Source organism: uncultured Sphingomonas sp. (assembly GCF_937859915.1).
Classification (GTDB): domain Bacteria; phylum Pseudomonadota; class Alphaproteobacteria; order Sphingomonadales; family Sphingomonadaceae; genus Solisphingomonas.
This window is the reverse complement of sequence record NZ_CALMAW010000118.1, coordinates 25,677-52,122: the sequence shown is the minus strand read 5'-3', so window position 1 is coordinate 52,122 and position 26,446 is coordinate 25,677. Positions and strand designations below refer to the sequence as shown.

The 26,446-nt window shown below is 67.0% G+C and carries 20 protein-coding genes and 1 pseudogene (1 of these 21 running past the window's edge); 10 read left to right on the top strand and 11 right to left on the bottom strand.

Annotated features, from left to right (window positions below; all coding sequences use genetic code 11):
• Positions 1-82: 82 nt before the first annotated feature.
• The gene (locus Q0326_RS15490; protein WP_298692110.1) at positions 83-3,109 is read right to left on the bottom strand and encodes a TonB-dependent receptor; all 3,027 of its coding nucleotides are present in this window, start codon (positions 3,107-3,109) and stop codon (positions 83-85) included.
• 398 nt (positions 3,110-3,507) lie between these two features.
• Between Q0326_RS15490 and Q0326_RS15485 the strand changes: the two genes are divergently transcribed.
• Together Q0326_RS15485 and Q0326_RS15480 are read left to right on the top strand one after the other, a co-directional pair.
• Complete coding sequence (locus Q0326_RS15485) at positions 3,508-4,233, top strand: SapC family protein (protein ID WP_298692108.1); 726 nt, start codon at positions 3,508-3,510, stop codon at positions 4,231-4,233.
• A 1-nt stretch (position 4,234) separates the two neighbouring features.
• Positions 4,235-5,248, top strand: coding sequence for a cupin-like domain-containing protein (locus Q0326_RS15480; RefSeq protein WP_298692106.1), 1,014 nt, complete (start codon positions 4,235-4,237; stop codon positions 5,246-5,248).
• Positions 5,249-5,279: 31 nt separating this feature from the next.
• Here the strand turns inward: Q0326_RS15480 and Q0326_RS15475 are convergent, their stop codons facing one another.
• A complete protein-coding gene (locus tag Q0326_RS15475) occupies positions 5,280-5,999 on the bottom strand; it encodes an alpha/beta hydrolase (RefSeq protein WP_298692104.1) in 720 nt (239 codons plus the stop codon).
• 178 nt (positions 6,000-6,177) lie between these two features.
• On the opposite strand from Q0326_RS15475, the gene Q0326_RS15470 reads away from it, so the two are divergent.
• Positions 6,178-6,720: an ankyrin repeat domain-containing protein gene (locus tag Q0326_RS15470; RefSeq protein WP_298692102.1), complete on the top strand. Its 543-nt coding sequence runs from the start codon at positions 6,178-6,180 to the stop codon at positions 6,718-6,720.
• Positions 6,721-6,769: 49 nt separating this feature from the next.
• On the opposite strand, the gene Q0326_RS15465 is transcribed toward Q0326_RS15470, so the two are convergent.
• A complete protein-coding gene (locus Q0326_RS15465; RefSeq protein ID WP_363304228.1) occupies positions 6,770-7,759 on the bottom strand; it encodes an aldo/keto reductase in 990 nt (329 codons plus the stop codon).
• Between the two features lie 257 nt (positions 7,760-8,016).
• On the opposite strand from Q0326_RS15465, the gene Q0326_RS15460 reads away from it, so the two are divergent.
• A complete protein-coding gene (locus Q0326_RS15460) occupies positions 8,017-10,161 on the top strand; it encodes a catalase (protein WP_298692099.1) in 2,145 nt (714 codons plus the stop codon).
• A gap of 134 nt (positions 10,162-10,295) precedes the next feature.
• Positions 10,296-10,889 carry a DNA starvation/stationary phase protection protein gene (locus Q0326_RS15455; RefSeq protein ID WP_298692097.1) on the top strand — a complete coding sequence of 198 codons (594 nt, stop codon included), beginning with the start codon at positions 10,296-10,298 and terminating at the stop codon, positions 10,887-10,889.
• 100 nt (positions 10,890-10,989) lie between these two features.
• Here Q0326_RS15455 and Q0326_RS15450 read toward each other — a convergent pair whose 3' ends face one another.
• Positions 10,990-11,298, bottom strand: a complete 309-nt coding sequence (locus tag Q0326_RS15450) for a hypothetical protein (RefSeq protein ID WP_298692095.1) — start codon at positions 11,296-11,298, stop codon at positions 10,990-10,992.
• A gap of 149 nt (positions 11,299-11,447) precedes the next feature.
• Here Q0326_RS15450 and Q0326_RS15445 point away from each other — a divergent pair, with 149 nt between their 5' ends.
• Complete coding sequence (locus Q0326_RS15445) at positions 11,448-12,647, top strand: DUF2252 family protein (RefSeq protein ID WP_298692093.1); 1,200 nt, start codon at positions 11,448-11,450, stop codon at positions 12,645-12,647.
• 74 nt (positions 12,648-12,721) lie between these two features.
• Here Q0326_RS15445 and fghA read toward each other — a convergent pair whose 3' ends face one another.
• The 3 genes from fghA to Q0326_RS15430 all read right to left on the bottom strand — a co-directional run bounded on the left by fghA (position 12,722) and on the right by Q0326_RS15430 (position 17,329).
• Entirely contained in the window at positions 12,722-13,558 is an 837-nt protein-coding gene (gene fghA / locus Q0326_RS15440; RefSeq protein WP_298692091.1) for an S-formylglutathione hydrolase, read from the bottom strand.
• Positions 13,559-13,671: 113 nt separating this feature from the next.
• The gene (locus Q0326_RS15435; RefSeq protein ID WP_298692089.1) at positions 13,672-14,781 is read right to left on the bottom strand and encodes an S-(hydroxymethyl)glutathione dehydrogenase/class III alcohol dehydrogenase; all 1,110 of its coding nucleotides are present in this window, start codon (positions 14,779-14,781) and stop codon (positions 13,672-13,674) included.
• A 100-nt stretch (positions 14,782-14,881) separates the two neighbouring features.
• Positions 14,882-17,329 carry a PAS domain-containing sensor histidine kinase gene (locus tag Q0326_RS15430; protein ID WP_298692086.1) on the bottom strand — a complete coding sequence of 816 codons (2,448 nt, stop codon included), beginning with the start codon at positions 17,327-17,329 and terminating at the stop codon, positions 14,882-14,884.
• A 277-nt stretch (positions 17,330-17,606) separates the two neighbouring features.
• Between Q0326_RS15430 and Q0326_RS15425 the strand changes: the two genes are divergently transcribed.
• The 4 genes from Q0326_RS15425 (at position 17,607) to Q0326_RS15410 (ending at position 21,542) form a co-directional block, all read left to right on the top strand.
• Positions 17,607-18,698: an alpha/beta fold hydrolase gene (locus Q0326_RS15425; RefSeq protein WP_298692084.1), complete on the top strand. Its 1,092-nt coding sequence runs from the start codon at positions 17,607-17,609 to the stop codon at positions 18,696-18,698.
• A 26-nt stretch (positions 18,699-18,724) separates the two neighbouring features.
• Entirely contained in the window at positions 18,725-20,296 is a 1,572-nt protein-coding gene (locus Q0326_RS15420) for an alpha-amylase family glycosyl hydrolase (RefSeq protein ID WP_298692082.1), read from the top strand.
• Complete coding sequence (locus Q0326_RS15415) at positions 20,293-21,303, top strand: glycosyltransferase family 4 protein (protein WP_298692080.1); 1,011 nt, start codon at positions 20,293-20,295, stop codon at positions 21,301-21,303. Before Q0326_RS15420 ends, Q0326_RS15415 begins: the two co-directional genes overlap by 4 nt.
• A gap of 92 nt (positions 21,304-21,395) precedes the next feature.
• Entirely contained in the window at positions 21,396-21,542 is a 147-nt protein-coding gene (locus Q0326_RS15410; protein ID WP_298692078.1) for a hypothetical protein, read from the top strand.
• 50 nt (positions 21,543-21,592) lie between these two features.
• Here the strand turns inward: Q0326_RS15410 and Q0326_RS15405 are convergent, their stop codons facing one another.
• The 4 genes and pseudogenes from Q0326_RS15405 to Q0326_RS15390 all read right to left on the bottom strand — a co-directional run.
• A complete protein-coding gene (locus Q0326_RS15405) occupies positions 21,593-22,813 on the bottom strand; it encodes a M24 family metallopeptidase (protein ID WP_298692076.1) in 1,221 nt (406 codons plus the stop codon).
• A 38-nt stretch (positions 22,814-22,851) separates the two neighbouring features.
• Positions 22,852-24,084 carry a M24 family metallopeptidase gene (locus Q0326_RS15400; protein ID WP_298692074.1) on the bottom strand — a complete coding sequence of 411 codons (1,233 nt, stop codon included), beginning with the start codon at positions 24,082-24,084 and terminating at the stop codon, positions 22,852-22,854.
• A gap of 147 nt (positions 24,085-24,231) precedes the next feature.
• Complete coding sequence (locus tag Q0326_RS15395) at positions 24,232-25,587, bottom strand: TonB-dependent receptor (protein WP_363304256.1); 1,356 nt, start codon at positions 25,585-25,587, stop codon at positions 24,232-24,234.
• 24 nt (positions 25,588-25,611) lie between these two features.
• Positions 25,612-26,446: pseudogene (locus Q0326_RS15390) on the bottom strand (TonB-dependent receptor plug domain-containing protein); it runs 398 nt beyond the window's last position.

The window sequence follows — 26,446 nt, the reverse complement described above, 5'->3', positions numbered from 1 at the left end:
CCTGCATCGGCCGAGCTGCTCCCGCAATACCGTCAAAAAGCCGGGGAGCCGACCAGGATCGGCTCCCCGCCAGGAGGGGGCCCTATAAACGGAAGTGCACGCCGACGGTGAAGCGGCGGCCATAGCGGAAGGCGTCGAGGATCTGGTTCTTGTAGCGCCCGTGCGTGACCAGAGTCTCGTCATTGAGGTTGAGCGCCTCGAAGAACAGGTTGATCCGCTTGCTGATGTCGTAGCTGCTGCTGAAATCGACCTGCGTGCTGGCATTGACGAAGGTCGGCTCGGTGCCGAACGCCGAATTATTCTGGGTCTGGCCGAAATGGTCGAGATATTCGTCGCGCCAATTGACCGCGACGCGCGCCTGGAACCCGTTCTTGTCGTAGAAGCCGACGAAATTGGCAGAATTGGCCAGACCGGTCACCGCGAAGCCGCTGACGGTGAGGTTCTTGGGATCATATTTCTTGTTGGTCTCGACGAAGGTGGCGTTGGCGGTGAAGCCGAAGCCGGTGTCCGCGAAGACGTGCTGGACCGCGAGCTCGACCCCCTTGATCACCGCCGAGGGGCCGTTGACCTGCCGCGTCACGGTGAACGATCCCGGCTGCCCGGTGGTCGGATCGATGACGCCGTTGATCGGCTCCTGGATCGAGCCGCCGACGATGAAGTTGGTGACGCGCTTGGCGAACAGATCGACCGACACATAGCTGTTGCGGCGATAATACCATTCCGCACCGACGTCGAAATTGTCGGCGAGATAGGGATTGAGTTTGGGATTGCCGCCGGTTGCGACCAGGGCGCCGACGCGCTGCGTGTTGGGCACGTTGAGCACGGGGGTAAGCAGGCTCAGCGCCGGCCGGGTCAGCGTTCGAGACGCGTCGAAGCGCAGCTTGAGCTTGTCGGTCACCTCGAGCCCGAGATCGAGATTGGGCAGGAAATAGGAATATTTGTGCGTCGTCGAGACCGCGGTGGTCGGCGTATAGGTGATCAGGAAGGCGGTGATGTCGCCGGGCTGGATCGCGAGCGACGTCGGCAGCTGCCCGAGCCCCGCCGACACGACCTTGGTCACCTCCTCGCGCGCGCCCAGATTGATGTGGAAGGGCATGGCGCCGATATGCGTGTCCTGCTTGATCGTCAGATAGCCCGACCAGGTCTGCTCGCTGATCCGCTGGTAGCTCGCCGGGTTGAGCACCGTGTCGTAGGTGCCGGTGAAGCCGTTGACCGAACTGTAATTATAGCCCGGGATGTTCATCGTCTGCGGATTGCCCAGCCCCTGTAGATAGCTGAGCACCGCATAGGGATCGAACATCAGCACGCGGGGCGGCAGACCGCCGCCGCCCGAGAAGCCCGGGATGAAACCGGCCGTGCTGAAGCTGCCGCTGAACAGGTTGGACGGCAGCGCGACGCCCGTCGCCGAACCGCTGGCCGGGCCGTAGCCCGAATAGGCCTGCCAGAAATTGTTGGTGAAGGTGTCGTAGTTCGACAGCTGGAACACGTCCTTCACATATTGGCCGCCGAGCCGGATCTTGAGCCCGTCCTGGTTCCACGCCGCCTCGAGCCGCCCTTGCGTCACCGTGTCGCGGTTGCGCTGGCTGGTGATCGGCACGACGTGCGAGCCGATGATCCCGTTGCCGAGGAAGTTCGCGGCATTGCCATCGGGGCCGATCCCGGTCGGCGTCGGTATGCCGCTCGACCCGTTGTTGACGAGCCCGATCGTGCTGGCGTTGGTGCCGCCATAGCCGACGTCGACGTCGAGGCTGCTGAACTGGCCGTCGGGGTTGAGCCACGAGCGCGACCGGCTGCCGTCGGCGACGACGCTCAGATGGTCGGTCGCGTCCCATTTGACGTTGGCGCCGAGCTGGTTGTTCTGCAGCACCTGCTGGTTGATCTGCCCCTGGAAGTCGGTCGGCGAGTTGGTCTGCATGAAGTTGAGCGTCGTGCCGTTCGAATCCAGCTGCACGTCGCGCAGATTGCCCTGGTTGAACCAGACGCTGTCGCCATATTGATCCGCCCGCACCTTCTCGCGCGAATAATTGTCGTCGACGGTGAACAGCAGATTGTCGCTCGGCCGCCATTGCAGCGCGATCCGGCCGTCGATCCGGGTGTCGGTGGTATGCTCTTGATAGATGCCGTAATCCTGGCTGTAGAAGCCGGGGATCGTCTTGTTGGCGAGCTGCGCGTCGGTGCAGGTCGGGGTGAGCTGGCAGGCGGCGTAATAGCCGCCCTCCCAGCCCTGGTTGTTGATGTGGTTGGTCTCGGTCTTGTGCTGCGTGTAGATCACGTCGGCGAGGATGCCGAACTTGTCGTCGTCGAACGTGTCGCTGACCAGCAGCCCGCCCGCGGGCGCGACCTTGCCCGCGCCGTCGTTGATCGAGCCCGATGCCGACCCCGCGATGCGCAGGCCGGGATGATCGAAGGGCTTGGGATATTTGATGTTGATCGTCGCGCCGATCGCGCCCGCGGTCAGCGCCGCGTCGGGGGTCTTGAGGATGTCGAGCTCGCCGACGAAATCGGCGCCGACGGTGCTGAAATCGAAATTGCGCTTGCTCGTGCCCGACGACACCGGCCGGCCGTCATAGAGCGTCTCGTTGAACTCGGGTCCGAAGCCGCGCACGGTGATCGCGGTGGCATCGCCGGTGGTGCCGGGCAGGCCGCCGAGGCTGGTCGTGCCGCGGCTGACCGACACGCCCGGCACGCGCTGGAGCGCGGCGGCGACGTTGGAGTCCGGGAATTTGCCGATGTCCTCGGCCGAGATCGCATCGACGATCCCGGCGGACTCGCGCTTGATGTCGAGATTGCGCTGGAGCGAACCGCGCAGACCGGTGACGACGATCTCGCCATTGCGCTGCGAATCCGACGGCGAGGTCGCGGCGCTTTTGGGTGCCCCGGCGGCGGCGGCGGAATCGCTGTCGGTCGCGGTGCCATTGTCGACCGGCGCGACGCCCGTTCCGGTGGGCGGCGCACTGTTGACCGAGGCGCCGAGCGATGTCGGCGGGGCGGTGCCGTTTTGCGGCGCGGCCTGCGCGCTCGCGCTGCTGGCGGCATAGCCTAGTGCGAGCAACGACGCCCCCCACAGCAGGGCATTGCGCCGCGCTGCCGGCTGCCGATGACGCGTCATGATGATGTCGTGAGCCTGAGCCACGTTCCCTCTCCCGTGTGCGGTCTGACAAACACACGCTGCCGTGTCATTCGCGCGCAAGTGCTCGCGCACCCGACTGGTCGTCGGCCGGCAGTCGCATCCTCCCTGGTCACGACAAGCCTCTTCGGACCTGCCGTTTATTGTCGCTATGCTATGGCTGTAGACGCAGGCGGTCTTGCGCAGCCGCCGATTCTCCTCCCCAGAAGACTATCTGCGCTCTGGATACGCCGCGACGTTAGCGCTATCAATACTCGAATTGGTCATCTTTGAAATATTTCTGACTGTGTCGCATTGCAGCGTGACTTGCGAAACAGGGACTTGGTCACAGGGCGACCGCAAGAGTCGCGCGGGTGGGATATCAAATCAACGGAGAGACAATGCCGAATATCGTCACGCTTGATAGCGCTCATCATCGTCATCTCCGCCTGATCGCGAAGCCTTTGGGCCGGGGATGCGCCGCCGAGCGGTTCAGCCCGATCGTGACGGTCGAAATCCCCCTGCTGGCCGGCGATCTGCCTATCCTGCTGTCCAAGGACCCGGAAACCGGGCGCTTCTTTTGCGGCGCAATGCTGGGCATCGACCCAGGCGAGGACCTGTTCGACGGCCCCGAGGGTATCACGCTCGGCCACTGCCCGTTCGATCGCACGCGAACCGGCTTCTACATCGGCGAGGCCGGCCTCGCGGTCGATCTGGACAGCCCGCGCGTGACCGCCGATCTCGACGGCGACGCGCTGTTCACGCCGGACGGCGAACCCGCGTCGCCGCTCCAGCGGATCATCGCCGCGCTCGGCACCTTCCGCGCCGGGGCCGAACCGACAGAGGCGTTCATCCATATGGTGCTCGACCACAAGCTGGTCGAGCCCGTCGACATCGGCCTGAGCTTCGACGACGGCAGCCGCCGGACGCTCCAGGGCCTCTATACGATCAGCCAGGATCGCCTGCGCGGTCTCGACGACGAGGTCATAGTGGACCTGTTTCACCGCGGCTATCTCCAGCTGATCTATCTGATCATCGCCTCGTTTCGCAATATCGCCCGGCTTGCGACGATCAAGAATGCGCGACTGGCGGGCGATGCCGCCCCGCTTGGCGCCGGGGTGCTTTGAGATGGCGACGGCGCCCGAGATCGACGCCGCGGGCGTTGCCGGACCGGACGCCTTCCTGCGTGACATCGTCTCGCCGTGTCGGCCCGTCATCCTGCGCGGCCTCGCCCGCGACTGGCCGGTGGTGGCCGCCGCGGCGCAGGGCACCGCCGCGCTCGCCGCCTATCTCTCGCCGTTCGACGCGGGTGCCGAGGTCGAGGCCTTTGTCGGGCCGCCGGGCATCGCCGGCCGCTATGATTATGGCGATGCGCCGGACGGCTTCAACTTCATCCGGCGGCGGATGCGCTTCGCCGACGCGCTGGCCGCCATGCTCGCCCCGCGCGACGACCCGGCAGCACCCTCGCTGTACGTCGGCTCGCTACCGATCAACGCCTATCTGCCCGGCTTCTCGGCTGCCAATCGGCCAGCGCTGCTGTCGCAGCCCAGCAGTGCGCGGATCTGGCTGGGGCATGCCTCGACGATCGCGACGCATTATGACACGCTCGACAACCTCGCCTGCGTGGTCGCGGGTCGACGCCGCTTCACGCTCTATCCACCCGAGGCAATCGGCGATCTGTATGTCGGTCCGATCGACCACACCATGGCGGGCCAACCGACCAGCCTCGCCACCTCGGCGCCGCGCAGCGATCCGCGCTTCCCGCGTTTCACGACCATCGCCGATCAGGCGATCATCGCCGACCTCGACCCCGGCGACGCGCTGTATCTGCCGAAATTATGGTGGCATCAGGTCGACGCCACCAGCGGTTTCAACGGCCTGGTCAATCATTGGTGGGACGCGTTCAGCGCCGGACCCGATGCGCCCTATGCGACGCTGCTGCTGGCGATGATCGCGATCGCCGAGCGGCCCGCGCCCGAACGGGCCGCCTGGCGATCCCACTTCGACCATTATGTGTTTCGCAGCGACGGCCATCCGCTCGCGCATCTGCCGCCCGAGAAGCACGGCCTGCTCGGCCCGCTACGCCCCGACAATTATGGCCGGATCCGCGCCCGCGTGATGCAGATGCTGCGCGGCACGTGAGGCACGACGGATAGGCGCCGACGCGCCACGATCAGCTGCCGGCGACGTCGAGCAGGATATCCGCGACCCGCCGCGGCTCGGTGATCATCAGATCATGGCCGGTATCGATCTCGACATTGCGATGCCCGTCGCATTGCCGAGCGCGGTCGTCGGGCGAGCTGTGCTGCAGCGACGCGCTGCAGTTGACGTTCGTCCGCGGCAGCCGCGCCGCGGCCTCGCCATTGACGAAGCGCAGCCGCTCCTCGAACGCCTTCCATGGATGCGGCATCATCCGCGCCCGCAGCAAGGCGACGTCGGCGGGATCGTGGCACCCCATCGCCGCGATCATCTCCTCGGTCGGCCACATCGCGAGTTCGATGCCGTCGACGATCCGTGCCGACGCCCGCGCGAACGCCATCGCCTGCGGCGCGGTATCGACCAGCGACTCACCGTCGCGGGGATGCGCCGCATCCAGATAGACCAGCTCGCGGATGCGTTCGGGCGCGCGGTCAGCAACGCCGGTGATCACCATCCCGCCATAGCTGTGCCCGACTAGAAGCACGTCGCGCAGATCCTCATAGACGAGCGTGTTGACGATGTCGGCGACATGCGTCGACAAATCGGTATCGACCGTCAGCAGATGCTTGCGTTCGCCGAGCCCGGTCAGCGTGGGCGTATAGACGTCGTGCCCGGCCGCGCGCAGCAGCGCTGCAACCTTTGCGTAGCACCAGCCGCCATGACCGCCGCCATGCACCAGGACAAAGCACGCCATATCCGTCTCCGCTTGCAGGACATCGACGTCATGAAAGGCGCCACCGCCGAACGCAAGCAAAGCGGCGAGCTCCCGCAACCGATCGTGGCGGCGTTGAAAAGGCGCGATGAACCGAATCCCGGCTGGACGGTTTCCGGCACGATCGATCGGATAGGCCGGCCGAATGCGGAGCCAGACCATGACCGACACCGTTTCCTCGGACGAACCCCGGCCGCTGCCCTCCCCCGAGCGGCTGGTCGAACTGATGATGGATGCCGCGCGGAGTGGTCGCGACGACGTGATCCCGGCGCTGCTGCACGCCGGCGTCGCCGTAAATGCGCGCGACGCGAAGGGGTTCACGCCGCTGATCCTCGCCAGCTACAGCGGCCAGGCGACGACGACGGCCTTGCTGCTCGCCCGCGGCGGCTCGGTCGATCTCGTCGACTCCGCGCGCGGCAACAGCGCGCTGATGGGGGTCGCCTTCAAAGGCTATCCGCAGATCGCCGCGCTGCTGATCGAGGCCGGCGCCGACGTGAACTTGCGTAACGAGTCCGGCCAAACCGCGCTGATGATGGCCGCGCTGTTCGGGCACGCCGCGATCGTCGACATGCTGCTCGCCGCCGGCGCCGATCCGGGCGTGACCGACGCGGCCGGCAACAGCGCGGCGTCGGTCGCCGAGGCACAGGGCAATGCGCCGATGGTCGCCGCGATCGCGGCCGCCGGCGGGCGGACGAAGGGATGACGCCCCGCTGAACGGGCGAAACGCGGCCGCCGGAGCGGCCGCGCACGCTTCACAGGTTGAGCGACGCCATCTGCGGCGCCGCATAGCGGGTGCCTTCGGCGGCGCCGGGCGGCAAGATCTCGTCGATCCGCGCGAGATCGGCGGCGCTCAGCGTAACATTCAGCGCGCCGAGATTGTCCTCGAGATAGGTGCGGCGCTTGGTGCCCGGGATCGGCACGACGTCGAGGCCCTGCGCGAGCACCCAGGCCAGCGCGAGCTGCGCCGGCGTGCACCCCTTATTGTTGGCCATGGTCTCGATCGCACGGACGAGCTCGAGATTGCTGTCGAACGCCGCGCCCTGGAACCGCGGCGCGTTGCGGCGATAGTCGTCCTCGGGGATGTCGGCGGCCGACTTGAACTGGCCGGTCAGGAAGCCGCGGCCGAGCGGGCTGTAGGGCACGAAGCCGATGCCGAGCTCGCGCAGCGTCGGCAGGATCTCCGCCTCGGGATCGCGGCTCCACAGCGAATATTCGGTCTGCAGCGCCGAGATCGGGTGGACGGCGTGCGCGCGGCGGATCGTCGCGGGCGCGGCCTCGGAGAGACCCAGATATTTGACCTTGCCGGCCTGAACCAGCTCGGCCATCGCGCCGACCGTCTCCTCGATCGCGACATTGGGGTCGACGCGGTGCTGGTAATAGAGGTCGATCACGTCGAGCCCGAGCCGCTTGAGACTCGCGTCGCAAGCGGATCGGACATAGTCGGGCCGGCCGTTGATGCCCTGATAGCTGCCGTCGGCGCCGCGGACATTGCCGAACTTGGACGCGACCACGACCCATTCGCGGCGCTGCCGCACGACGCGGCCGACCAGTTCCTCATTGGCGCCGACGCCGTACATGTCGGCGGTGTCGAGAAAGGTGACGCCGAGATCGAGCGCGCGGTCGATCGTCGCGATCGACTCCGCCTCGTCGCGCCCGGCGTAGAATTCGGACATGCCCATGCAGCCCAGCCCGAGCGCGGAGACCTCGAGGCCTTGCGCGCCCAATTTCCGCATTTCCATCATCACGTCTCCTTGAATGGCGATAGCGATCGTCCCGCCGCTCCCAATGTTCCGCACCCGTCGAGGTTGCGCAGCCGGACCCCACAAACGCGCGCGCGGTGCGGAAACCGCGACGCGATGATGCGATCTCGGCAGGCCTACCGACCGGGCACGGTGGGCAGCGGACAATCGTTATGCTCTAGGTTAACATTCCCGATTATCCGGCAACTCTCTCGACGCGCGTGCGCTTTTGAGAGGTGCACACAGAGGGTTCGCGGATCATGGCAAAGACATTGGGCAAGGATACGGGCGCTGCATCGCAGGCGACCAGTTTCGAGACGATCATCGGCGAAGGGGGCGAGACCCACCAGATCGCCGGTGCCGACGGCGAGGTGCTGACCACACAGCAGGGCATTCCGGTCGCCGACGACCAGAATCATCTCAAGGTCGGCGCGCGCGGCCCTGCGCTGCTCGAGGATTTCCACTTCCGCGAGAAGATCTTCCACTTCGATCATGAGCGTATCCCCGAGCGTGTCGTCCATGCCCGCGGCTTCGGCGCGCACGGCACCTTCACGCTGACCGAATCGCTCGGGGACATCACCACCGCCAAGATCCTGTCCGAGGTCGGCGAGAAGACCCCGATGTTCGTCCGCTTCTCGACCGTGTCGGGCAACAAGGGCTCGCCCGATCTGGCGCGCGACGTGCGCGGCTTCTCGATGAAATTCTACACCAAGGAGGGCAATTGGGACCTCGTCGGCAACAACATCCCGGTGTTCTTCATCCAAGATGCGATCAAATTCCCCGATCTGATCCACGCCGCCAAGCAGGAACCCGATCGCGGCTTCCCGCAGGCGCAGACCGCGCATGACAATTTCTGGGACTTCATCTCGCTGACCCCGGAATCGATGCACATGATCATGTGGATCATGTCCGACCGCACGATCCCGCGCTCGTTCCGCATGATCGAGGGCTTCGGGGTCCACACCTTCCGGCTGATCGACGCCGAGGGCAAGGGCACCTACGTCAAGTTCATCTGGAAGCCCAAGCTCGGGCTGCAGTCGGTACTGTGGAACGAGGCGGTCAAGATCAACGGGGCCGATCCCGACTATCACCGCCGCGACCTGTGGGACGCGATCACGATGGGCACGCCGCCCGAGTGGGAGCTTGGCGTCCAGCTGTTCGACGACGAGTTCGCGGACAAGTTCGAGTTCGACGTGCTCGATTCGACCAAGCTGATCCCCGAGGACCAGATCCCGCTCAAGATCATCGGCAGCTTCGTGCTCGACCGCGTCGTCGACAATTTCTTCGCCGAGACCGAGCAGGTCGCCTTCTGCACGCAGAATGTCGTACCCGGCATCGGTTTCACCAACGATCCGCTGCTCCAGGGCCGCAATTTCTCCTATCTCGACACGCAGCTCAAGCGCCTCGGCGGCCCGAACTTCACGCACATCCCGATCAACCAGCCGCATGTGCCGGTGAACAATTTCCAGCAGGACGGCCACATGGCGATGCGCAACCCCAAGGGTCGCGCCAATTACGAGCCAAACAGCTGGGCCGGCCCGCGCGAGAGCCCGACCACCGGCTACAAGCATTTCGCCGCCGAGGAGACCGGTCGCAAGGCGCAGGTGCGCTCGGCGAGCTTCGCCGACCATTATAGCCAGGCGCGTCAGTTCTTCATCAGCCAGACCGACATCGAGCAGAAGCATATCGGCGACGCGCTGGTGTTCGAGCTCTCCAAGGTCGAGCGCGTCGATATCCGCGAGCTGATGGTCGGGCATCTGCTCAACATCGACGCGAAGCTCGCGCAGACCGTCGCGACCGGTCTCGGCCTCAAGGCGATGCCGGCGCCGGCCCCCGCCGCGGTCGAGACGCGCACCGACCTGCCGCCGTCCGATGCGCTCAGCATCGCCAAGACCGCCAAGGGCAGTTTCGAGGGCCGCAAGCTCGGCATTCTCGTCACCGACGGCGCCGAGGCGGCGATCGTCACCGCGCTGATCGATGCGGTCGTCGCTGCCAAGGCGGTGTACGAGATCATCACCCCCAAGGTCGCGGGTGCGACGCTCGACGACGGCACGCTGGTCGAGGGCAAGCAGAAGATCGATGGCGGACCGTCGATCCTCTATGATGCCGTCGCGCTGGTGCTGTCGGTCGATGGCGCGGCGATGCTCGCCAAGGACAAGACCGCCAAGGACTTCGTCAGCGACGCCTTCGGGCACAGCAAGTTCATCGGCTATACCGCCGATGCGCTACCGCTGATCGACAAGGCCGGGATCGGCGAGGACGACATGGACGCGGGGCTGATCGAGCTCGGCAAGGCCGCCGACGCCAAGACGTTCGTCAAGACCTGCGGGCAGCTTCGCCTGTGGGATCGCGAACTGACCACCGATCTCGACGCCGCGGCCTTTCTCGCGCCCGCCGCGGCCTGACGACCACCGCCGCTGGGTTCGCCCGGCGGCGGCACCATCAAATGTCTCAACGGCATCGGCACTTAATCGCGCCGGTGCCGTTTGAGCAGCACCAATTGGCGGCGCATCCTGCCGTCCGGGAAGGGAAAACAGACATGGCCAGGAAACCCGCCGCAGCGAAACCGACGACCGAGGCCCAGCCGCAGTACAAGGTCGAATATCGCGAAATCCAGCCCTATGGCACGCTCAAGAACCTGCCGCTCGCGCTCGAGGACAATGCGCGGACGCAGAGCGTCGCGACGCTCAACCAGATGCTCGCCGACACGATGACGCTCCGCGACATGTACAAGAAGCATCATTGGCAGATGTCGGGCGCGACCTTCTACCAGCTCCATCTGCTGCTCGACACGCACTATGAGGCGCAGGTCGAGCTCGTCGACATGATCGCCGAGCGGATCATGGCGCTCGGCGGGATCAGCATCGCGATGGCACCCGATGTCGCCGAGATGACCAAGATCCCCCGCCCACCCAAGGGCCGCGAGGACGTGCCGACGCAGCTGTCGCGTCTGCTCGAGGCGCATGAGATCATCCTGCGCCAGGCGCATGAGGGCGCCGACCAGGCCGACGAATCGGGTGACGACGGCACCAACGACCTGCTCGTCAGCAATGTGATCCGCACCAACGAGCCGCAGGTCTGGTTCATCGCCGAGCATCTCGCCGAGACCGCGCTGCTGCGCGCCGACAAATGAGCTAAGGCCGCTGCGTCGTCGGTGACGCAGCGGCCACAACCCCGTCACCCCGGCGCAAGGCCAGGGTGACGAGGGCTGCTGATCCGATAGATCGTGTCGCTCAGCCTTCCGCCAGATCCGCGGCACCGAATTCGGCGAAGGCCGACCGGACATCCGCGACCTTGCCCTCGTCCTCGAGATCGACCGAGACCTCGATCGGGCCATGCAGCGCCGCATCGTCGCGCGCCTCGGGAGCCGGCTGCCCGGCCTCGCCGTCCGATCCCGCCGTCTCTTCGCCCGCACTGTTCTCGCCGCCGGTGGTGGTGACGAAGATATCGGTGCGCTCGACGCCGAATTCCTGGACCAGCCGCTCGACTGTCATGTCGGCGTCGCGCCGCGTCTCGAAATGGGCCTTGAGTGTCGTCGCCATATCGCATCTCCTGTCGCCCGGCATCGGGCTTGCGACATCTGAACGCGCGGCATTCGGTCCTGGACCATCACCCTGAAATATATGGCCTAAACGAAGCCGAACCGCCGCGCCGGTCGTTGAGCGTTCATCTATCGAGGACAATTGCCAGCATGCCCCAGCCCACGCCCGACATCACCGAACGCGCGACCATCCTCGAGGCCAAGCGCACGCTCAAGATGGCGCGCTCGGCGCATGCCTATGTCCGCGGCAACACCGCCAAATTCTACGAATGGCTCGCCGCCTCGCCGAGCGCGCGGCGGGTGCCGCAGGGGCCGTCGATCTGGATCTGCGGGGACTGCCATCTCGGCAATCTCGGCCCGATCGCCGCGGGCGACGGTCGCGTCGAGGTGCAGATCCGCGATCTCGACCAGGCGGTGATCGGCAACCCCGCGCACGATTTGATCCGGCTCGGCCTGTCGCTGGCGACCGCCGCGCGCGGCTCCGACCTCCCCGGCGTCACCACGGCGCGGATGATCGAGGCGATGATCGAGGGCTATGCCGCGGCGATGCAGGACCCGACCAGCGGCGCATCCGGCCCCGAGCCCGAGGTCGTCACCTCGGTGCGCAAGCGGGCGATCGGGCGGCGCTGGCGGCATCTCGCCCGCGAACGCCTCGACGCGGTCGAACCGACGATCCCGCTCGGGCGCAAATTCTGGGCGCTCGACGCCAAGGAGCGCGCCGCGCTCAAGGACGTGTTCGAGGATCCAGGCGTCGCCAACCTTGTGCTGTCGCTGGATCATAAGGACCTCGACCGCGAGGTCCGGCTGGTCGATGCCGCCTATTGGATGAAGGGCTGCAGCTCGCTGGGGCTATGGCGCTTCGCCGCGATCCTCGGGCTCAAGAACGCCAAGGGCCGATCGGACTATGCGCTGGTCGACCTCAAGGAGGCGACCGCACCGATCGCCCCCGCGAGCCCCGGCGCCAAGATGCCCAAGGACAATGGCGACCGCGTCGCCGCCGCCGCCCGTGCGCTGTCGCCGCATCTCGGCGACCGCATCATCCCGGTGCGGATGCTCGGCCGCTCGCTGTTCATCCGCGAGCTCGCGCCGCAGGACCTCAAGATCGAGATCGAGCAGTTCGGCCATAGCGAGGCGGTCAAGGCCGCGCGCTATCTCGCCTTCGTCGTCGGCAAGGCGCACGCCCGGCAGATGGACGACGCGACGCGGCGCGACTGGCTGGCCCTGCTCGACACCGACCGCGCCGGATCGATCGACGCGCCGACCTGGCTGTGGGAAAGCGTGGTCTCGCTCGCCGGCACGCACGAGGCGGCCTATCTCGACCATTGTCGGCGCTACGCGCTGGCGGCGTAGTCGATCTTCCCGAACGCGTCATGGCGACCCCGGGCCCGGCCCGGGGGTGCGGCTCGCAATGACGGTATCGAGACTTATCTTAGCCGCGCGGCGTGCCAACGGAGATGCTCGGCCATGAAGGTCGAGATGAAATAATAGCTATGGTCGTAGCCGGGCTGGATCCGCAGCTCGAGGTCGATCCCGGCCGCGGCGCAGGCGTGCGCCAGCAGCGCCGGCCGGAGTTGCTCGGACAGAAATTTATCCGCGTCACCCTGGTCGACGAGCAGCGCCGGCACCCGCGCGCCATCCTCGATCAGCGCGACCGCGTCGTGGCGGCGCCAGGCCGCGGGATCGGCGCCGAGATAGCCGCCGAACGCCTTGCGGCCCCAGGGCACCTGGCTCGGCGCGACGATCGGCGCGAAGGCCGAGATCGCGCGGTAGCGGTCGGGATGGGTCAGCCCCAGGGTCAGCGCGCCGTGGCCGCCCATCGAATGGCCCATGATCGACTGGCGGGCCATATCCGCAGGGAAGTGTGCCGCAACGAGCGCGGGCAATTCCGCGGTGATGTAGGACGCCATCCGATACTGGGCCGCGAACGGCGGCTCGGTGGCGTCGAGGTAGAAGCCCGCGCCGAGCCCGAAATCATAGGCGCCGTCGGGATCGTCGGCGACGCCCTCGCCGCGCGGCGAGGTGTCGGGTGCGACGAAGATCAGCCCGAGCTCGGCGCAGGCGGCGCGATACTCGCCCTTGTCGGTGACGTTGGCGTGGGTGCAGGTCAGGCCCGATAGATACCAGACCACCGGCAATGTCGTCCCCTCGGCGTGCGGCGGGATGTAGACCGAGAAGGTCATGTCGGTGCCCGTCGCGGACGAAGCGTGGCGGTACACGCCCTGCGTGCCGCCGAACGCCATATTGGTCGATAGCGTGTCCATGCGTTTCCCTTGCAATCTCTTCGTCACCCCAGCCTCGACCGGGGCTTCCGCTGCCCAGACCGCCTCAACGAAGAAGCGAGACCCCGGCTCGGACGCCGGGGTGACTCGGGATGTCAGTAGACCACCACGCTCCTGATGCTCTCGCCGGCGTGCATCAGCTCGAATCCCCTGTTGATGTCGTCGAGCGTCAGCACATGGGTGATCATCGGGTCGATCTCGATCTTGCCGTTCATGTACCAGTCGACGATCTTGGGGACGTCGGTGCGCCCCTTGGCGCCGCCGAACGCGGTGCCGCGCCAGTTGCGCCCGGTGACGAGCTGGAACGGGCGGGTGGAGATCTCCTTGCCCGCCTCGGCCACGCCGATCACGATCGAGGTGCCCCAGCCGCGGTGACAGGCCTCGAGCGCCTGGCGCATCACATTCGTGTTGCCGGTGCAGTCGAACGTATAGTCCGCGCCGCCGTCGGTCAGCGCGACGAGATGCGCGACGATGTCGCCCTCGACGGTCTTGGGATTGACGAAGTGGGTCATGCCGAAGCGCGTGCCCCAGGCCTCGCGGTCGGGATTGATGTCGACGCCGACGATCATCCCCGCCCCCGCCAGCCGCGCGCCCTGCAGCACGTTGAGCCCGATCCCGCCGAGCCCGAACACGATCACCGTGTCGCCGACCTGGACCTTGGCGGTGTTGACCACCGCGCCGACACCGGTGGTGACGCCGCAGCCGACGTAGCAGCTGGTCTTGAACGGCGCGTCGTCGCGGATCTTGGCGACCGCGATCTCGGGCAGCACGGTGAAGTTGGAGAAGGTCGAGCAGCCCATATAATGAAAGATCGGCGCGCCCTTGTAGGAGAAGCGCGTCGTGCCGTCGGGCATCAGCCCCTTGCCCTGGGTGGCGCGGATCGCGGTGCAGAGGTTGGTCTTGCCCGACAGGCACGCCTTACACTGGCGACATTCCGGGGTGTAGAGCGGAATGACATGATCGCCCGGCTTGACCGAGGTGACGCCCGCCCCGACCTCGCGCACGATGCCGGCGCCCTCATGCCCCAGCACGCTCGGGAACAGGCCCTCCGAATCGAGCCCGTCGAGCGTATAGGCGTCGGTGTGGCAGATGCCCGTCGCCATGATCTCGACCAGCACCTCGCCGGCCTTGGGGCCCTCGAGATCGAGTTCGACAATCTCGAGCGGGCGCTTCGCCTCGAACGCGACGGCGGCACGGGTCTTCATGGCGATGGTCTCCTCAGATCGGGGCGTCGTCGCATGCTCCGCGCGCGCCGTCACGCCGTAGCGCTGGTCCACCGCCAAAAAAAGTTCGGCGCGACGACGCTCAGCCGCCGGGCGAAGGCGCGAGCATTTCCTGCACCTTGCGCACCAGATCGCTCATCGCGAAGGGCTTGGTCAGCAATTCCATCCCCGGTTCGAGATGGCCGTTGCCGACCGCGGCATTCTCGGCATAGCCGGTGATGAACAGCACTTTGAGCCCGGGCCGCAGCGCGCGGGCGGCGTCCGCGACCTGGCGGCCGTTCATGCCGTTGGGCAGGCCGACGTCGGTGATCAGCAGATCGATCCGCTTGGCGGACTGGAGGATCTTGATCCCCGCGGCGCCGTCGGCGGCGCCGATCACGCTATAGCCCGTCTCCTCGAGCACCTCGTCGACGAGGTGCCGGATGCTCGCCTCGTCGTCGACGACCAGCACGGTCGCGCCCTCGCCGTCATGCGGTGCGGCGCCGTCGTCGTGGACGACGGGCAGATCCGCCTCGCCGACGTGACGCGGCAGATAGATGCACACCGTGGTCCCCTGCCCGAGCTCGGAATAGATCCGCACCTGGCCGCCCGATTGCCGCGCGAAGCCGTAGATCATCGACAGGCCGAGCCCGGTCCCCTGCCCGATCGGCTTGGTGGTGTAGAAGGGATCGAAGGCGCGCTTGATCGTGTCGGCGGTCATCCCGGTGCCGGTGTCGGTGACGCAGATCGACAGATATTGGCCGGGCGCAAGATCGCGGTCACGCGCGGTGCGGTCGTCCATCCATTTGTTGGCGGTCTCGATCGTGATCCGGCCGCCGTCGGGCATCGCGTCGCGCGCGTTGATGCACAGGTTGAGCAGCGCGTTCTCGAGCTGGCCGGCATCGATCATCGCCGTCCACAAGCCGGCGGTGCCGACCACCTCGATGCGGTTCGCCGGGCCGACGGTGCGGCTCAGCATCTCTTCCAGGCCGAGGATCAGCCGGTTGACGTCGGTCGGCCGCGGATCGAGCGTCTGCCGGCGCGAGAAGGCGAGCAGCCGCTGGGTGAGCGCGGCGGCGCGGCGCCCGGCGCTCTGCGCTGCGTTGATGAAGCGATCGACGTCGTCGAACCGGCCGCGCGCGATGCGCAGCTGGAGCAATTCGAGATTGCCCATCACCCCGGTCAGCAGATTGTTGAAGTCGTGGGCGAGCCCGCCGGTCAGCTGCCCGACCGCCTCCATCTTCTGGCTCTGGCGCAGCGCCTCCTGCGTTTCGGCGAGTTCCTCGGCGCGCGCCTTGTCGAGCGTGACGTCGCGGCCGGTCGCATAGGTCATGCCGCCGGCGGGGGCGGCGACCCAGGAGATCCAGCGGATCGAGCCGTCCTTGTGGCGGCAGCGATTCTCGATCCGCGGACTGTGTCCCGCCGCCGCCGCCGTGTAGGCGCGGACCGTGTCATGATCGTCGGGGATGACGAACTCGACGGTATGGTGGCCGACCAGCTCGTGCGGGGCATAGCCGAGGATCGTCGTCCAGGCCGGATTGACGCGGCGGAGCACGCCGTCGAAATCGAGGATCAGCAGCAGGTCGAGCGAGGTCTCCCACATCCGGTCGCGCTCGGCGGTGCGCGCGACGACCTGCTGTTCGAGCGTCTCGTTGAGCTGCGCCAGCGCCGCCTGGGTGGCGCGGCGTTCGGTGACGTCGGAGAAGGTGCAGATCGCGCCGGTCAGCACGCCGTCGACGACGATCGGCTCGGCGCGATACTCGACCGGGAAGGCGGTGCCGTCGAGCCGGAAGAACAGCTCGTCGTCGACGAACGCCGCGATGCCGCTCGCCGCGGCCTGGTAGATCGGGCAGTCGACACGGTCATAATGGGCGCCGCCGGGGTGTGAATGGTGGATGAGGCCGTGAAGCGCGCGGCCGATCACATCCGCCTTGTTGTCGAAGCCCAGCATCTTGACGAACGCGGTGTTGCACAGCGTCGTCACCCCGTTGCGATCGACCGCGTAAAAGGCCTCGGACGTCGCATCGAGCACCTGCGCCGACGAGGCCTCGGCCGAGATCAGCTCGCGCTGCGCGCGGATCCGCTGCGTGGTCTCGAATCCCTGGTTGAGCAGCCCGACGATCGCGCCCTGGTCGTCGCGGATCGCGGTCGCGCTGAAATCCCAATAGGTCGTCTCGCGCACGCCGTGGCGCACGATCGGCAGCACGACGTCCTCGCTCTTGAAGCCCTCGCCGGTTGCGAGACAATGATAGAAGGGGGCAGACACCTGCGCCCAGGCGTCCCCCCACACCTCGGACACCGGGCGTCCCAAGGCCGCGGGGTGGCGATCGGCGAGCGACGGCACATAGGCGTCGTTGTAGAGGAACAGCAGCTCCGGCCCCCAGAGCACCGCACCCAGTATCGGCGAATTGAGCAGCGCCGAAAGCATCGACCGCAGCGTGGACGGCCAGGTCTCGGCCGCCCCGAGCGGCGTCGCGGACCAGTCGGTTGCCCGCAACAAAACGCCCATCTCGCCGCCCCCGGCCAGAAACGACGCATCAAACTTCTGCACGACCTACCTCGCTGAGCACCCCGCACGCCAATAGCGGCTCGTCCGACGGTCGTCGATCCAACCCATGGCGCGGCGTTCCGATCCTCGATACGATTTTGCGCGTCGCCCAATGTCGGTGTGATCGCCGCCAGCGCGTCCACGCCATGCCGGCGCCGACTGCGAGGCACCCGCGCCGATCCGGGGTCGGCGGGCCCAGGCCGCTTGGACGCTGCACGGTTTTTGCGATAGCCGTGATCGCGGACCAGCGGATCGCTGCTCACGACCGGAAGGGATCTCGATGCTCCTGCTTGCGCTGGCTCTGCTTGCCGCCACCCCGACCAAGGCCTCGGCGCCGCTCGCCCCCACGACACCGCCGACGCGGAGCTGGCCGACGCGGGACGCCGAGTATGACATCCCCGATTTCCGGTTCCGGTCGGGCGCCACGCTGTCGACGCTGCGCATCCATTATACGACGCTGGGACAGCCGCATCGCGACGCCAGCGGCGCGATCGACAATGCGGTGATGGTGCTGCACGGCACCGGCGGTACCGGCCGGCAATTCCTCAGTCCGCAATTCGCCGACCAGCTCTACGGACCCGGCCAGCCGCTCGACATCCGCCGCTACTGGATCATCCTGCCCGACAATATCGGCCACGGACAATCGTCCAAACCCTCGGACGGGCTGCGGATGACGTTCCCGCACTATGATTATGACGACATGGTCGAGGCGCAATATCGCTTGCTGACCAAGGGGCTGGGCATAGCGCATGCCCGGCTGATCATGGGCACCTCGATGGGCTGCATGCACGCCTTCGTCTGGGGCGAGACGCATCCAGACTTCGCCCGCGCGCTGATGCCGCTCGCCTGCGAACCGGTCGAGCTGGCCGGGCTCAACCGCATGTGGCGCCAGCTGCTGATCGACGACATCGAGGCCGATCCGGCCTGGCAGCATGGCGACTATGTCGGCGAACCCCAGCAGGGCCTGCGCGCCGCGGAGTCGATCCTGTTCATCGCCGGCGCCGCACCGCTCAACTATCAGAAACTCTATCCGAACCGCGACGCCGCCGCGCACTTCGCCGAGGATCGCGTCGCGAAAGCGCTCCCGCAGATCGACGCCAACGACCTGATCTACCAGGTCGATTCCTCGCGCAGCTACGATCCCTGGGGCCGGCTCGAGACGATCACCGCGCCGATGACGTGGATCAATTCGGCGGATGATTTCATCAACCCGCGCAACCTCGACTATCCGCAGCAGGCGGTCCGGCGGATGCCGCATGCGCGCTTCCGGCTGGTGCCCGAGACCGCGGACACGCATGGCCACGGCACCCACACGTGGGCAGTCAACTGGACGGCGGATCTCGCCGAGCTGATGGCGCGGACGGAACGCTAGGTCGCCAAGAACGCTGGAAGCATCCGATGACGAACGACGAGACGGATGCGCCCTGGTGGCAGCGCGGCACCATCTACCAGATCTATCCGCGCTCCTTCCAGGACAGCGACGGCGACGGCATCGGCGATCTCGCCGGCATCGAGGCCCGGCTCGACCATGTCGCGACGCTCGGCGTCGACGCGATCTGGCTGTCGCCGATCTTCCCCTCGCCGATGGCCGACTTCGGCTATGACGTCGCCGACTATGTCGGGATCGCGCCGATGTTCGGCGATCTCGCCGCGTTCGACCGGCTGCTCGCCGCGGTCCATGCGCGGGGCTTGAAACTGCTGCTCGATTTCGTGCCCAACCACAGTTCGGACCAGCACCCCTGGTTCCAGGCGAGCCGTTCGTCACGCAGCGATCCCAGGCGCGACTGGTATATCTGGCGCGATCCCGGTCCGGACGGCGGGCCGCCCAACAATTGGATCAGCGACTTCGGCGGGTCGGCGTGGGAATGGGACGCGGCCACCGGCCAATATTATCTTCACGCCTTTCTGAAGGAGCAGCCCGACCTCAATTGGCGCAATCCGGCGCTGCGCGCGGCGATGCTCGACGCGATGCGCTTCTGGTTCGATCGCGGCGTCGACGGCTTCCGGATCGACGTGCTGTGGCATATCGTCAAGGCCGAGGGGTTCCCCGACAATCCCGTCAATCCCGACTGGCACCCCGGCATCACCGAACGCGATCGGCTGCTCCAGCGCCATTCGACCGACCAGCCCGAGGCGCACGCCATCGCCGCCGAGATGCGTGCGCTCGCCGACGGCTATGGCGACCGCGTGCTGGTCGGCGAGATCTTCCTGCCCAACGACCGGCACGCGCGCTGGTACGGCACGCCCGACACGCCCGAAGTGCATCTGCCGTTCAATTTCCAGCTGGTCGAGAATGCCTGGGACGCGGCGGTGCTGCGCCGGGTGATCGCGGACTATGAGGCGTCGCTGCCGGCCTTCGGCTGGCCGAACTGGGTGTTCGGCAGCCACGACGCGCCGCGCATCGCCGCGCGGATCGGCGAGGCCCAGGCGCGGGTCGCCGCGATGCTGCTGCTGACGCTGCGCGGCACGCCGACGCTCTATCAGGGCGACGAGCTAGGCATCGGCGAAGTGCCGATTCCGCCCGACCGGGTGCGCGATCCGCAGGATTTGCGCCAGCCCGGCCTCGGCATCGGTCGCGACCGCTCGCGCACGCCGATGCCGTGGGACGCCAGCCCGTTCGCGGGGTTCAGCACGACCGAGCCCTGGCTGCCGCTCAACCCCGACTGGCGGACGCGCAACGTCGCCGCGCAGGACCGCGATCCGACGGCGATGCTGCAGCTGTACCGCGATTTGCTGCGGCTGCGGCGCGCCCAGTCGCCGCTGTCCGTCGGCACGATGTCGCTGCTCGACGCGCCGGACGGCGTCCTCGTCTATGCGCGCGCGCATGGCGACGCGCGGCTGCGCATCCTGCTCAACCTGACGGCACAGGACGCCATCGTCGACTGGCACGGAACACCGCTTCTCTCGACCCTCGAAGGTCCGTCCGTGCCCGGCCTGCTGCGCGCCAATGAAGGACTGATCATCGCATGAAGATCGCCATGCTGGCACCGATCGCGTGGCGTACGCCGCCGCGCGGCTATGGGCCGTGGGAGCTGGTCACCAGCCTGCTCACCGAGGCGCTGGTCGCGCGCGGCGTCGATGTGACGCTGTTCGCGACGCTGGACAGCCTGACCGGCGCGACGCTCGACGGCGTCGTCCCCGCCGCTTACTCCGAGGATCCCGCGATCGACGCGAAGGTGTGGGAATATCGCCATTTGTCGCATTTGTTCGCGCAGGCGGACCGGTTCGACCTGATCCACAACCAGGCCGATTTTCCCGCGCACGCCTTCGCGCCGCTGATCGACACGCCGATGGTGACGACGATCCACGGCTTCTCGTCCGACCGCATCCTGCCGATGTACGCGCCCTATCAGGACCGCGTGCATTTCGTCGCGATCAGCGCGGCGGACCGCCACCCGGCGCTGCGCTATGCCGCGACGATCCATCACGGCATCCCGATCGCGGATTTTCCGTTCGTGGCCGACGGCGGCGACGATCTGCTGTTCTTCGGGCGCATCCACCCCGACAAGGGCGCCGCGGAGGCGATCGCGCTCGCGTGCCACGCAGGCCGCCGCCTCGACCTGTACGGGCTGGTCCAGGATCAGGGCTATTATGAGACGCGCGTCGCGCCCGCGGTCGACGGCGGCGCCATCGCCTTCCACGGCGTCGTCGGCGGCACGCAGCGCACGCACGCGCTCGGCCATGCGCACGCGCTGCTGCACCTGATCAACTTCGACGAGCCGTTCGGCCTGTCGGTGATCGAGGCGATGGCGTGCGGCACCCCGGTCATCGCCAGCCGGCGCGGATCGATGCCCGAACTGATCGAGCACGGCGTCACCGGCTTTCTCGTCGAGACGCCCGAGGAGGCGCGCGCCGCGCTCGACCGGATCGGCACGCTCGACCGCGCGACGGTACGCCAAGCCGTCGAAGATCGTTTCTCGATCGACCGGATGGCGGACGACTATCTCGCGCTCTACCGAACGATCCTCGATCGCTGACAATTTGGGTGCGTCCACGCACCGGGGGGAACGATCATAAGCGGGGCGCGTCTGCCAGGAGCGTGCACGATGCGCGCCAGGAGATCCTTCAGATGCGTACCGTCCTTCTCGCGGCGACCGTGCTCGCCAGCACCCTCGCCTTCGCCACCGTCGCCGATGCACGCCCCTATCATCATCGTCCGATGCACCACCACATGATGCATCACCCGATCCACCACGGCCCGATGCGTCACCGCTGACCGACCGGCGGGGGCGGTCGTCCGACCGTCCCCGCGACGTCGCGGCGGAGCTAGATCCGGATGAACGGCGCCGCGCGGTCGTTGAGCGGCTCGCAGCCGTCGGCGGTGACCAGCCAGAGATCCTCCATATGGACCGTGCCGCCCATGTCGGTCTGCAGCATCGGGCAGTCGATGCTGAGGATCATGTCCTGCTCGATCAGATGGTCCGCCTTCACGAAGGTCAGCGCATCGTCCTTGAACGCCTCGTCGGTGTGCAGCAGCCCGACGCTGTGCGGCGCCGACGGCGTCAATATGTCGTGGCCGTGCTGGACCAGCGTCTCCTGCCCGATCCGGATGATGTCCGAATAGCGCAGCCCGGGGCGTAGCGCGGCCGATACCGCATCGTTGCACAGGATCGCGGCATCGAGCGCGCGGCGGAGCGCGGGCTGCGGCTCGCCGACGAGCACGGTGCGCCCATAATCGCCATGATAGCCCGCATAGCTGGCGACCGCGTCGATCGAGAAGGCGCGGCCCTCGCGGATAACGCCCTCGCGGTTGCGATAGCTGCTGTGGTCGGTCGAGATGAACACCGGTTTGCCGCCGCGTGCGCCGGTCTCGCGAAAGAAGGCGCGCTGGAGGTCGATATAGCGCGCCCCCCGCCCGACGGAGGCGACCGCGGCATGGGCCGCGTCGCGATTGCAGCGCGCGGCGATCCGCATCAGCCCGATCTCGTGCGGCGACTTGATCATCCGGATGCGTCGCAGCAGCGGACCGGCGGGGACGAACGCGCCGCCGAGCAGCGCCTGCGCGACGAGATCGTCCGAGGCGAGATCGCCGACCACGCCGTCGAGCGCCGCCTGCAGCGCGCGGGTCGCGCTGGCGAAGGCGGGATGATCCGCGAGATGCGCGGTGGTGGTCTCGCGCGTCGCCCGCTCATGCGCGTCGGGAACCCCGTCCGCCGCCGCGCGGAAGAAAAACGGCGGCAGCGCACCCTCGCCGTCCTGATCGGGCGCGGTGTAGAGCAGGATGTGGAGCGGACTGCCCGCAGGCACCGCGTCGAGATCGAAGAAATAATGGAGGAATTGCGCGGTCACCATCACCACCGGCTTGGTCCGGTCGGCGGGCACCACCGCGACCGTCGAGCCGATATGGCCCATCACCAGAGTCTGCGGCCAGAATCCCGTCGCATAATAGACGTTCATCGGATCGGCGAGCACCAGCGCACCGACGCCGAACTGCGCCATCACCTGCTCCGCCCGGTCGCGGTTGATCAACGGGGTAGGCAGGGACATCGTATCTTCCTTGGATAGTCGGCGCCGCGGCCGCCCGCTCAGATCTGGATGAACGGCTCGTCGCGCTCGTACAGCGGCTCGCACCCCTCGGCGGTGATCAGCCACAGATCCTCGAGATGGACATTGCCCGCCGCATCGACCTGCAGCGTCGGGCAGTCGACCGACAGGATCATGTTCTCCTCGATGAGATGGTCGGCCTTGCTGAACGCGAGCCCGTCATCCTTAAAGGCCTCGTCGGTGTGGAGCAGCCCGACGCTGTACGCGCCGCAGGCGACGGTGATGCTGTACCCGGCCTTGGCGACCGCCTCGCGTCCGATCCGGGTCACGTCCGAATAGCGCAGGCCGGGGCGCAGCGCCGCCGCAATCGCCTCATTGGCGGTGATCGCCGCGTCGAGCGCGCGGCGGACGGTCGCGCCCGGCGTGCCGACGAAGACGGTGCGGCCATAATCGCCGTGATAGCCGGCATAATGGCTGACCGCATCGATCGCGAAGGAGCGGCCTTCGCGGATGAAGCCGTCGCGCTGGCGCACCGGCATGCTGTCGGTCGAGATGAACATCGGGATGCCGCCGCGCCGCCCGGTCTCGGCGAAGAAGCCGCGGCGGAGGTCGTCATAGCTGTCCCCGATCGCCATGCCCGAGATCACGCTGCGCGCCGCCTCGGCATTGTTGGTCGCGGCATGGCGCATCAGCGCGATCTCGGCCGCAGTCTTGATCATCCGGATCCGGCGCAACAGCGGATCGGCGGCACGATAGCGGAAGCGACCGCCGAACAATTGTTCCGGGATGCCGGAATCGGTGCCGACAAGCCCCGCGACGGCCATCTCGGCCAGTGCTGTGAGCAGCGCCTGCGTCGCGTTTATAGACGGCGCCTGCGCGGCGACCATCGCCGCGGTCGCGGCCCGCGGAAATCGATCATAGGGGTCGGGCGTGCCGTCCACCGCCTCGGCGAAGAAGAAGGGCGGCGCGGCGTTACCCTCGATGCCGTCGGGCGCGGTGTACAGGATCATCTGCAGCGCATGATCGCGGGGCGGCGCGTCGAGATCGTAGAGATAATGGACGAACTGGCTGGTGACGAGCCGGACCGGGCTGGTGCGGTCGCGCGGCACGATCGCGAAGGATATCCCCGCCTGCCCCATCGCGACGGTCTGCGGCCAGAAGCCGGTTGCATGATAGACGTTCATCGGCTCGGCGAGGATCAGCGCCGAGACTCCGAACAGGTCCATCACCTGCTCGGCGCGGTCGCGGTTGATCAGCGGATTCGGTAACGCCATCGCCACACCTCTCTCATGTCCCGCCGCCCTAGCAGACCGGGCCGCCTATGAACGATCCGCCCGACGACTGCTCGTCAGGCGGATCGCCGTCGTCACACACTCTTGCCCGAGGGGCCCGCGCCGACCTGCGCGGGGCCCGGGTTCGGATCAGAAGGCGTAGCGGATGTGCATGCCGACCGTCCGCAGATCGCGCAGCGACACCGCGACGCCCGAATTATAAGCCAGATGCGACAGGTTGGCGCTGAACGCGTAATAGTCGATCGCGCTGCCATAGGCCTTGTTGTTGAACAGGTTGGAGACATAGGCCTCGACGGTGATCGCCTTGCTCCGCACGCCGGCGTGGAGATCGACCTGGTTCATGTCCGGCGTCCGCGTGATGTTCGCAGCATCGGTAAAGACGCCCGACTTGTAGGTGAAGTCGACGCGCCCGAACGCGGCCAGGCCGTCGTAGATCGGCAGCGGAACGTCATATTCCGCCGACGCCGCCGCCGAATATTTCGAGGTCAGCGGATTCTGCTTGCCACGATAGTTGGTGACGCCGGTCAGGCTGGTGACGGTATAGTTGGTCAGCTTGAGAATATAGCTGTCGTTGATCGCGCCGCTCAGGTTGAGCGACAGACGCGAGGTCGGGAAGAAGGCGAACTCGCCCTCGATGCCGCGCATGCGGACCTTGCCGGTATTGGCATAGCCCGACAGCGTCGTCGGGATGTTGTTGACCGGCACGATGATGTTGAGCTGGTTGATCTGGTTCGACCAGATCCCGTAATAGGCACTGAGCGCGTAGCGGACCTTGTTGTCGAACAGCTTGCCCTTGAGGCCGACCTCGTAATTGTCGAGCTTCTCGGGCTTGACCGCGATCTGGAAGCCCGCCGCCGCCGCGGCCGCCTGCGTTGCCGCCGGCTGACTGAGGAAGACGGTGGTGAACAGGCCCGGGTTGATGCCCTTCGAATAGGACGCATAGGCCAGGGTATGCGGCGTGATCTGGTAGTTCAGGATCGCGCGCGGCATGAAGTTGTAATATTTCTTCTCGACCAGCTTGCTGCCGGCGGCATAGGTGCCGGCGGGTGCGAAGGTGCTCGAGGTCAGCGTCACGCCGCCCGGCTTGGCGAACGCGATCAGGTCGTCCATCTGATACCGGCCGTCGAAGTTGATCGTCAGCTTCGAGGTGATGTCATAGGCGAGGCCGAAGAAGCCGCCATAGGTCTTCGAGCGCGTCGCGCCGCTGGTGATCGAGACCGGGATCGCCGGGCTGCCGCCGCCGCCGCTCTGGAAGAAGGCGTTGAGATAGCTCACGCCCGCGGTCGCGCGGAACGGGCCCTTGTCGAGGCTGGCGCGCAGTTCCTGCGAGAAGTCGCGGTTCACATATTCGACCAGATAGGGATAGTCGTAATAGGTCTCGGACCCGGCCTTCGGATTGGTCACCGGCGAGCTGACGTCATAGACGTCCGACAGGTCGGAGAGCTCGCTCTTGCGCTCATTATTGTAGCCGGTGAGCGAGGACAGCGTGATGCCGGTATCCGGGATCGCCTAGCTCATCGCGAGATGGAGATGATAATAGCGGCTGCGCAGGCCATAGTCGTGCACGCCGTCGCTCGGGTCGATCACGCGCCCGACCGAGCTGTTGAGGTAGTTTTGGACCGTCGGGTTGAGCACGGTCGTGGCCGAGGGCTGGTTGGTCGACAGCGACGGCAGCGTACCGCAGACATAGGGATTGGCGATTGCGGCGCCGGTCGAGGTGCGCCCGGTCAGCGTGCAGTTGGACTGGTTGGCGAGGATCGTCTGGCCGGCCCCGTTGGTTACCTGATAGGCCGAGATCAGGCCGGTCGCGCTCGGCCCGTCATTGTTGGTCGAATACATGCCGAAGGCTTTCGCCTTGAAGTTCGACGTCGGCTTGAACACCAGCGACAGGGTCGCGCTGCGGGTGCGCTGGTCGCCCAGCGTCTGGCTGGGATCGCCGGCATTCTTGTAGGAGCCGTCCTTCGCCCAGTCGCGATAGCTGGCGCGGAAGCCGAGGATGTCGTCCTTGAGGATCGGGCCGCTGACCGCGATCTGCGCGTCGTGATTGTTGTGCGTGCCGAGCGAGCCGTCGACCGTGCCGCTGAACTCCGAGGTCGGATCCTTGGTCACGACGTTGACCGCGCCGGCGAAGGTCTGGCGGCCGAAATAGGCGCTTTGCGGGCCCTTGAGCACTTCGACCCGCTCGGGATCCTCGATGTTCTGCACCGCGGTGGCGGTCGAGACGGGCACGCCGTCGATGAAGATCGAGGTCGTCGGCAGCGTCGCCACCGCCGGGGTGAAGCCGCGGATGATGATCTGCTGGAAGGAGCGATCGGCGCGGCCCGACGCGGTGTCGACGATCTGG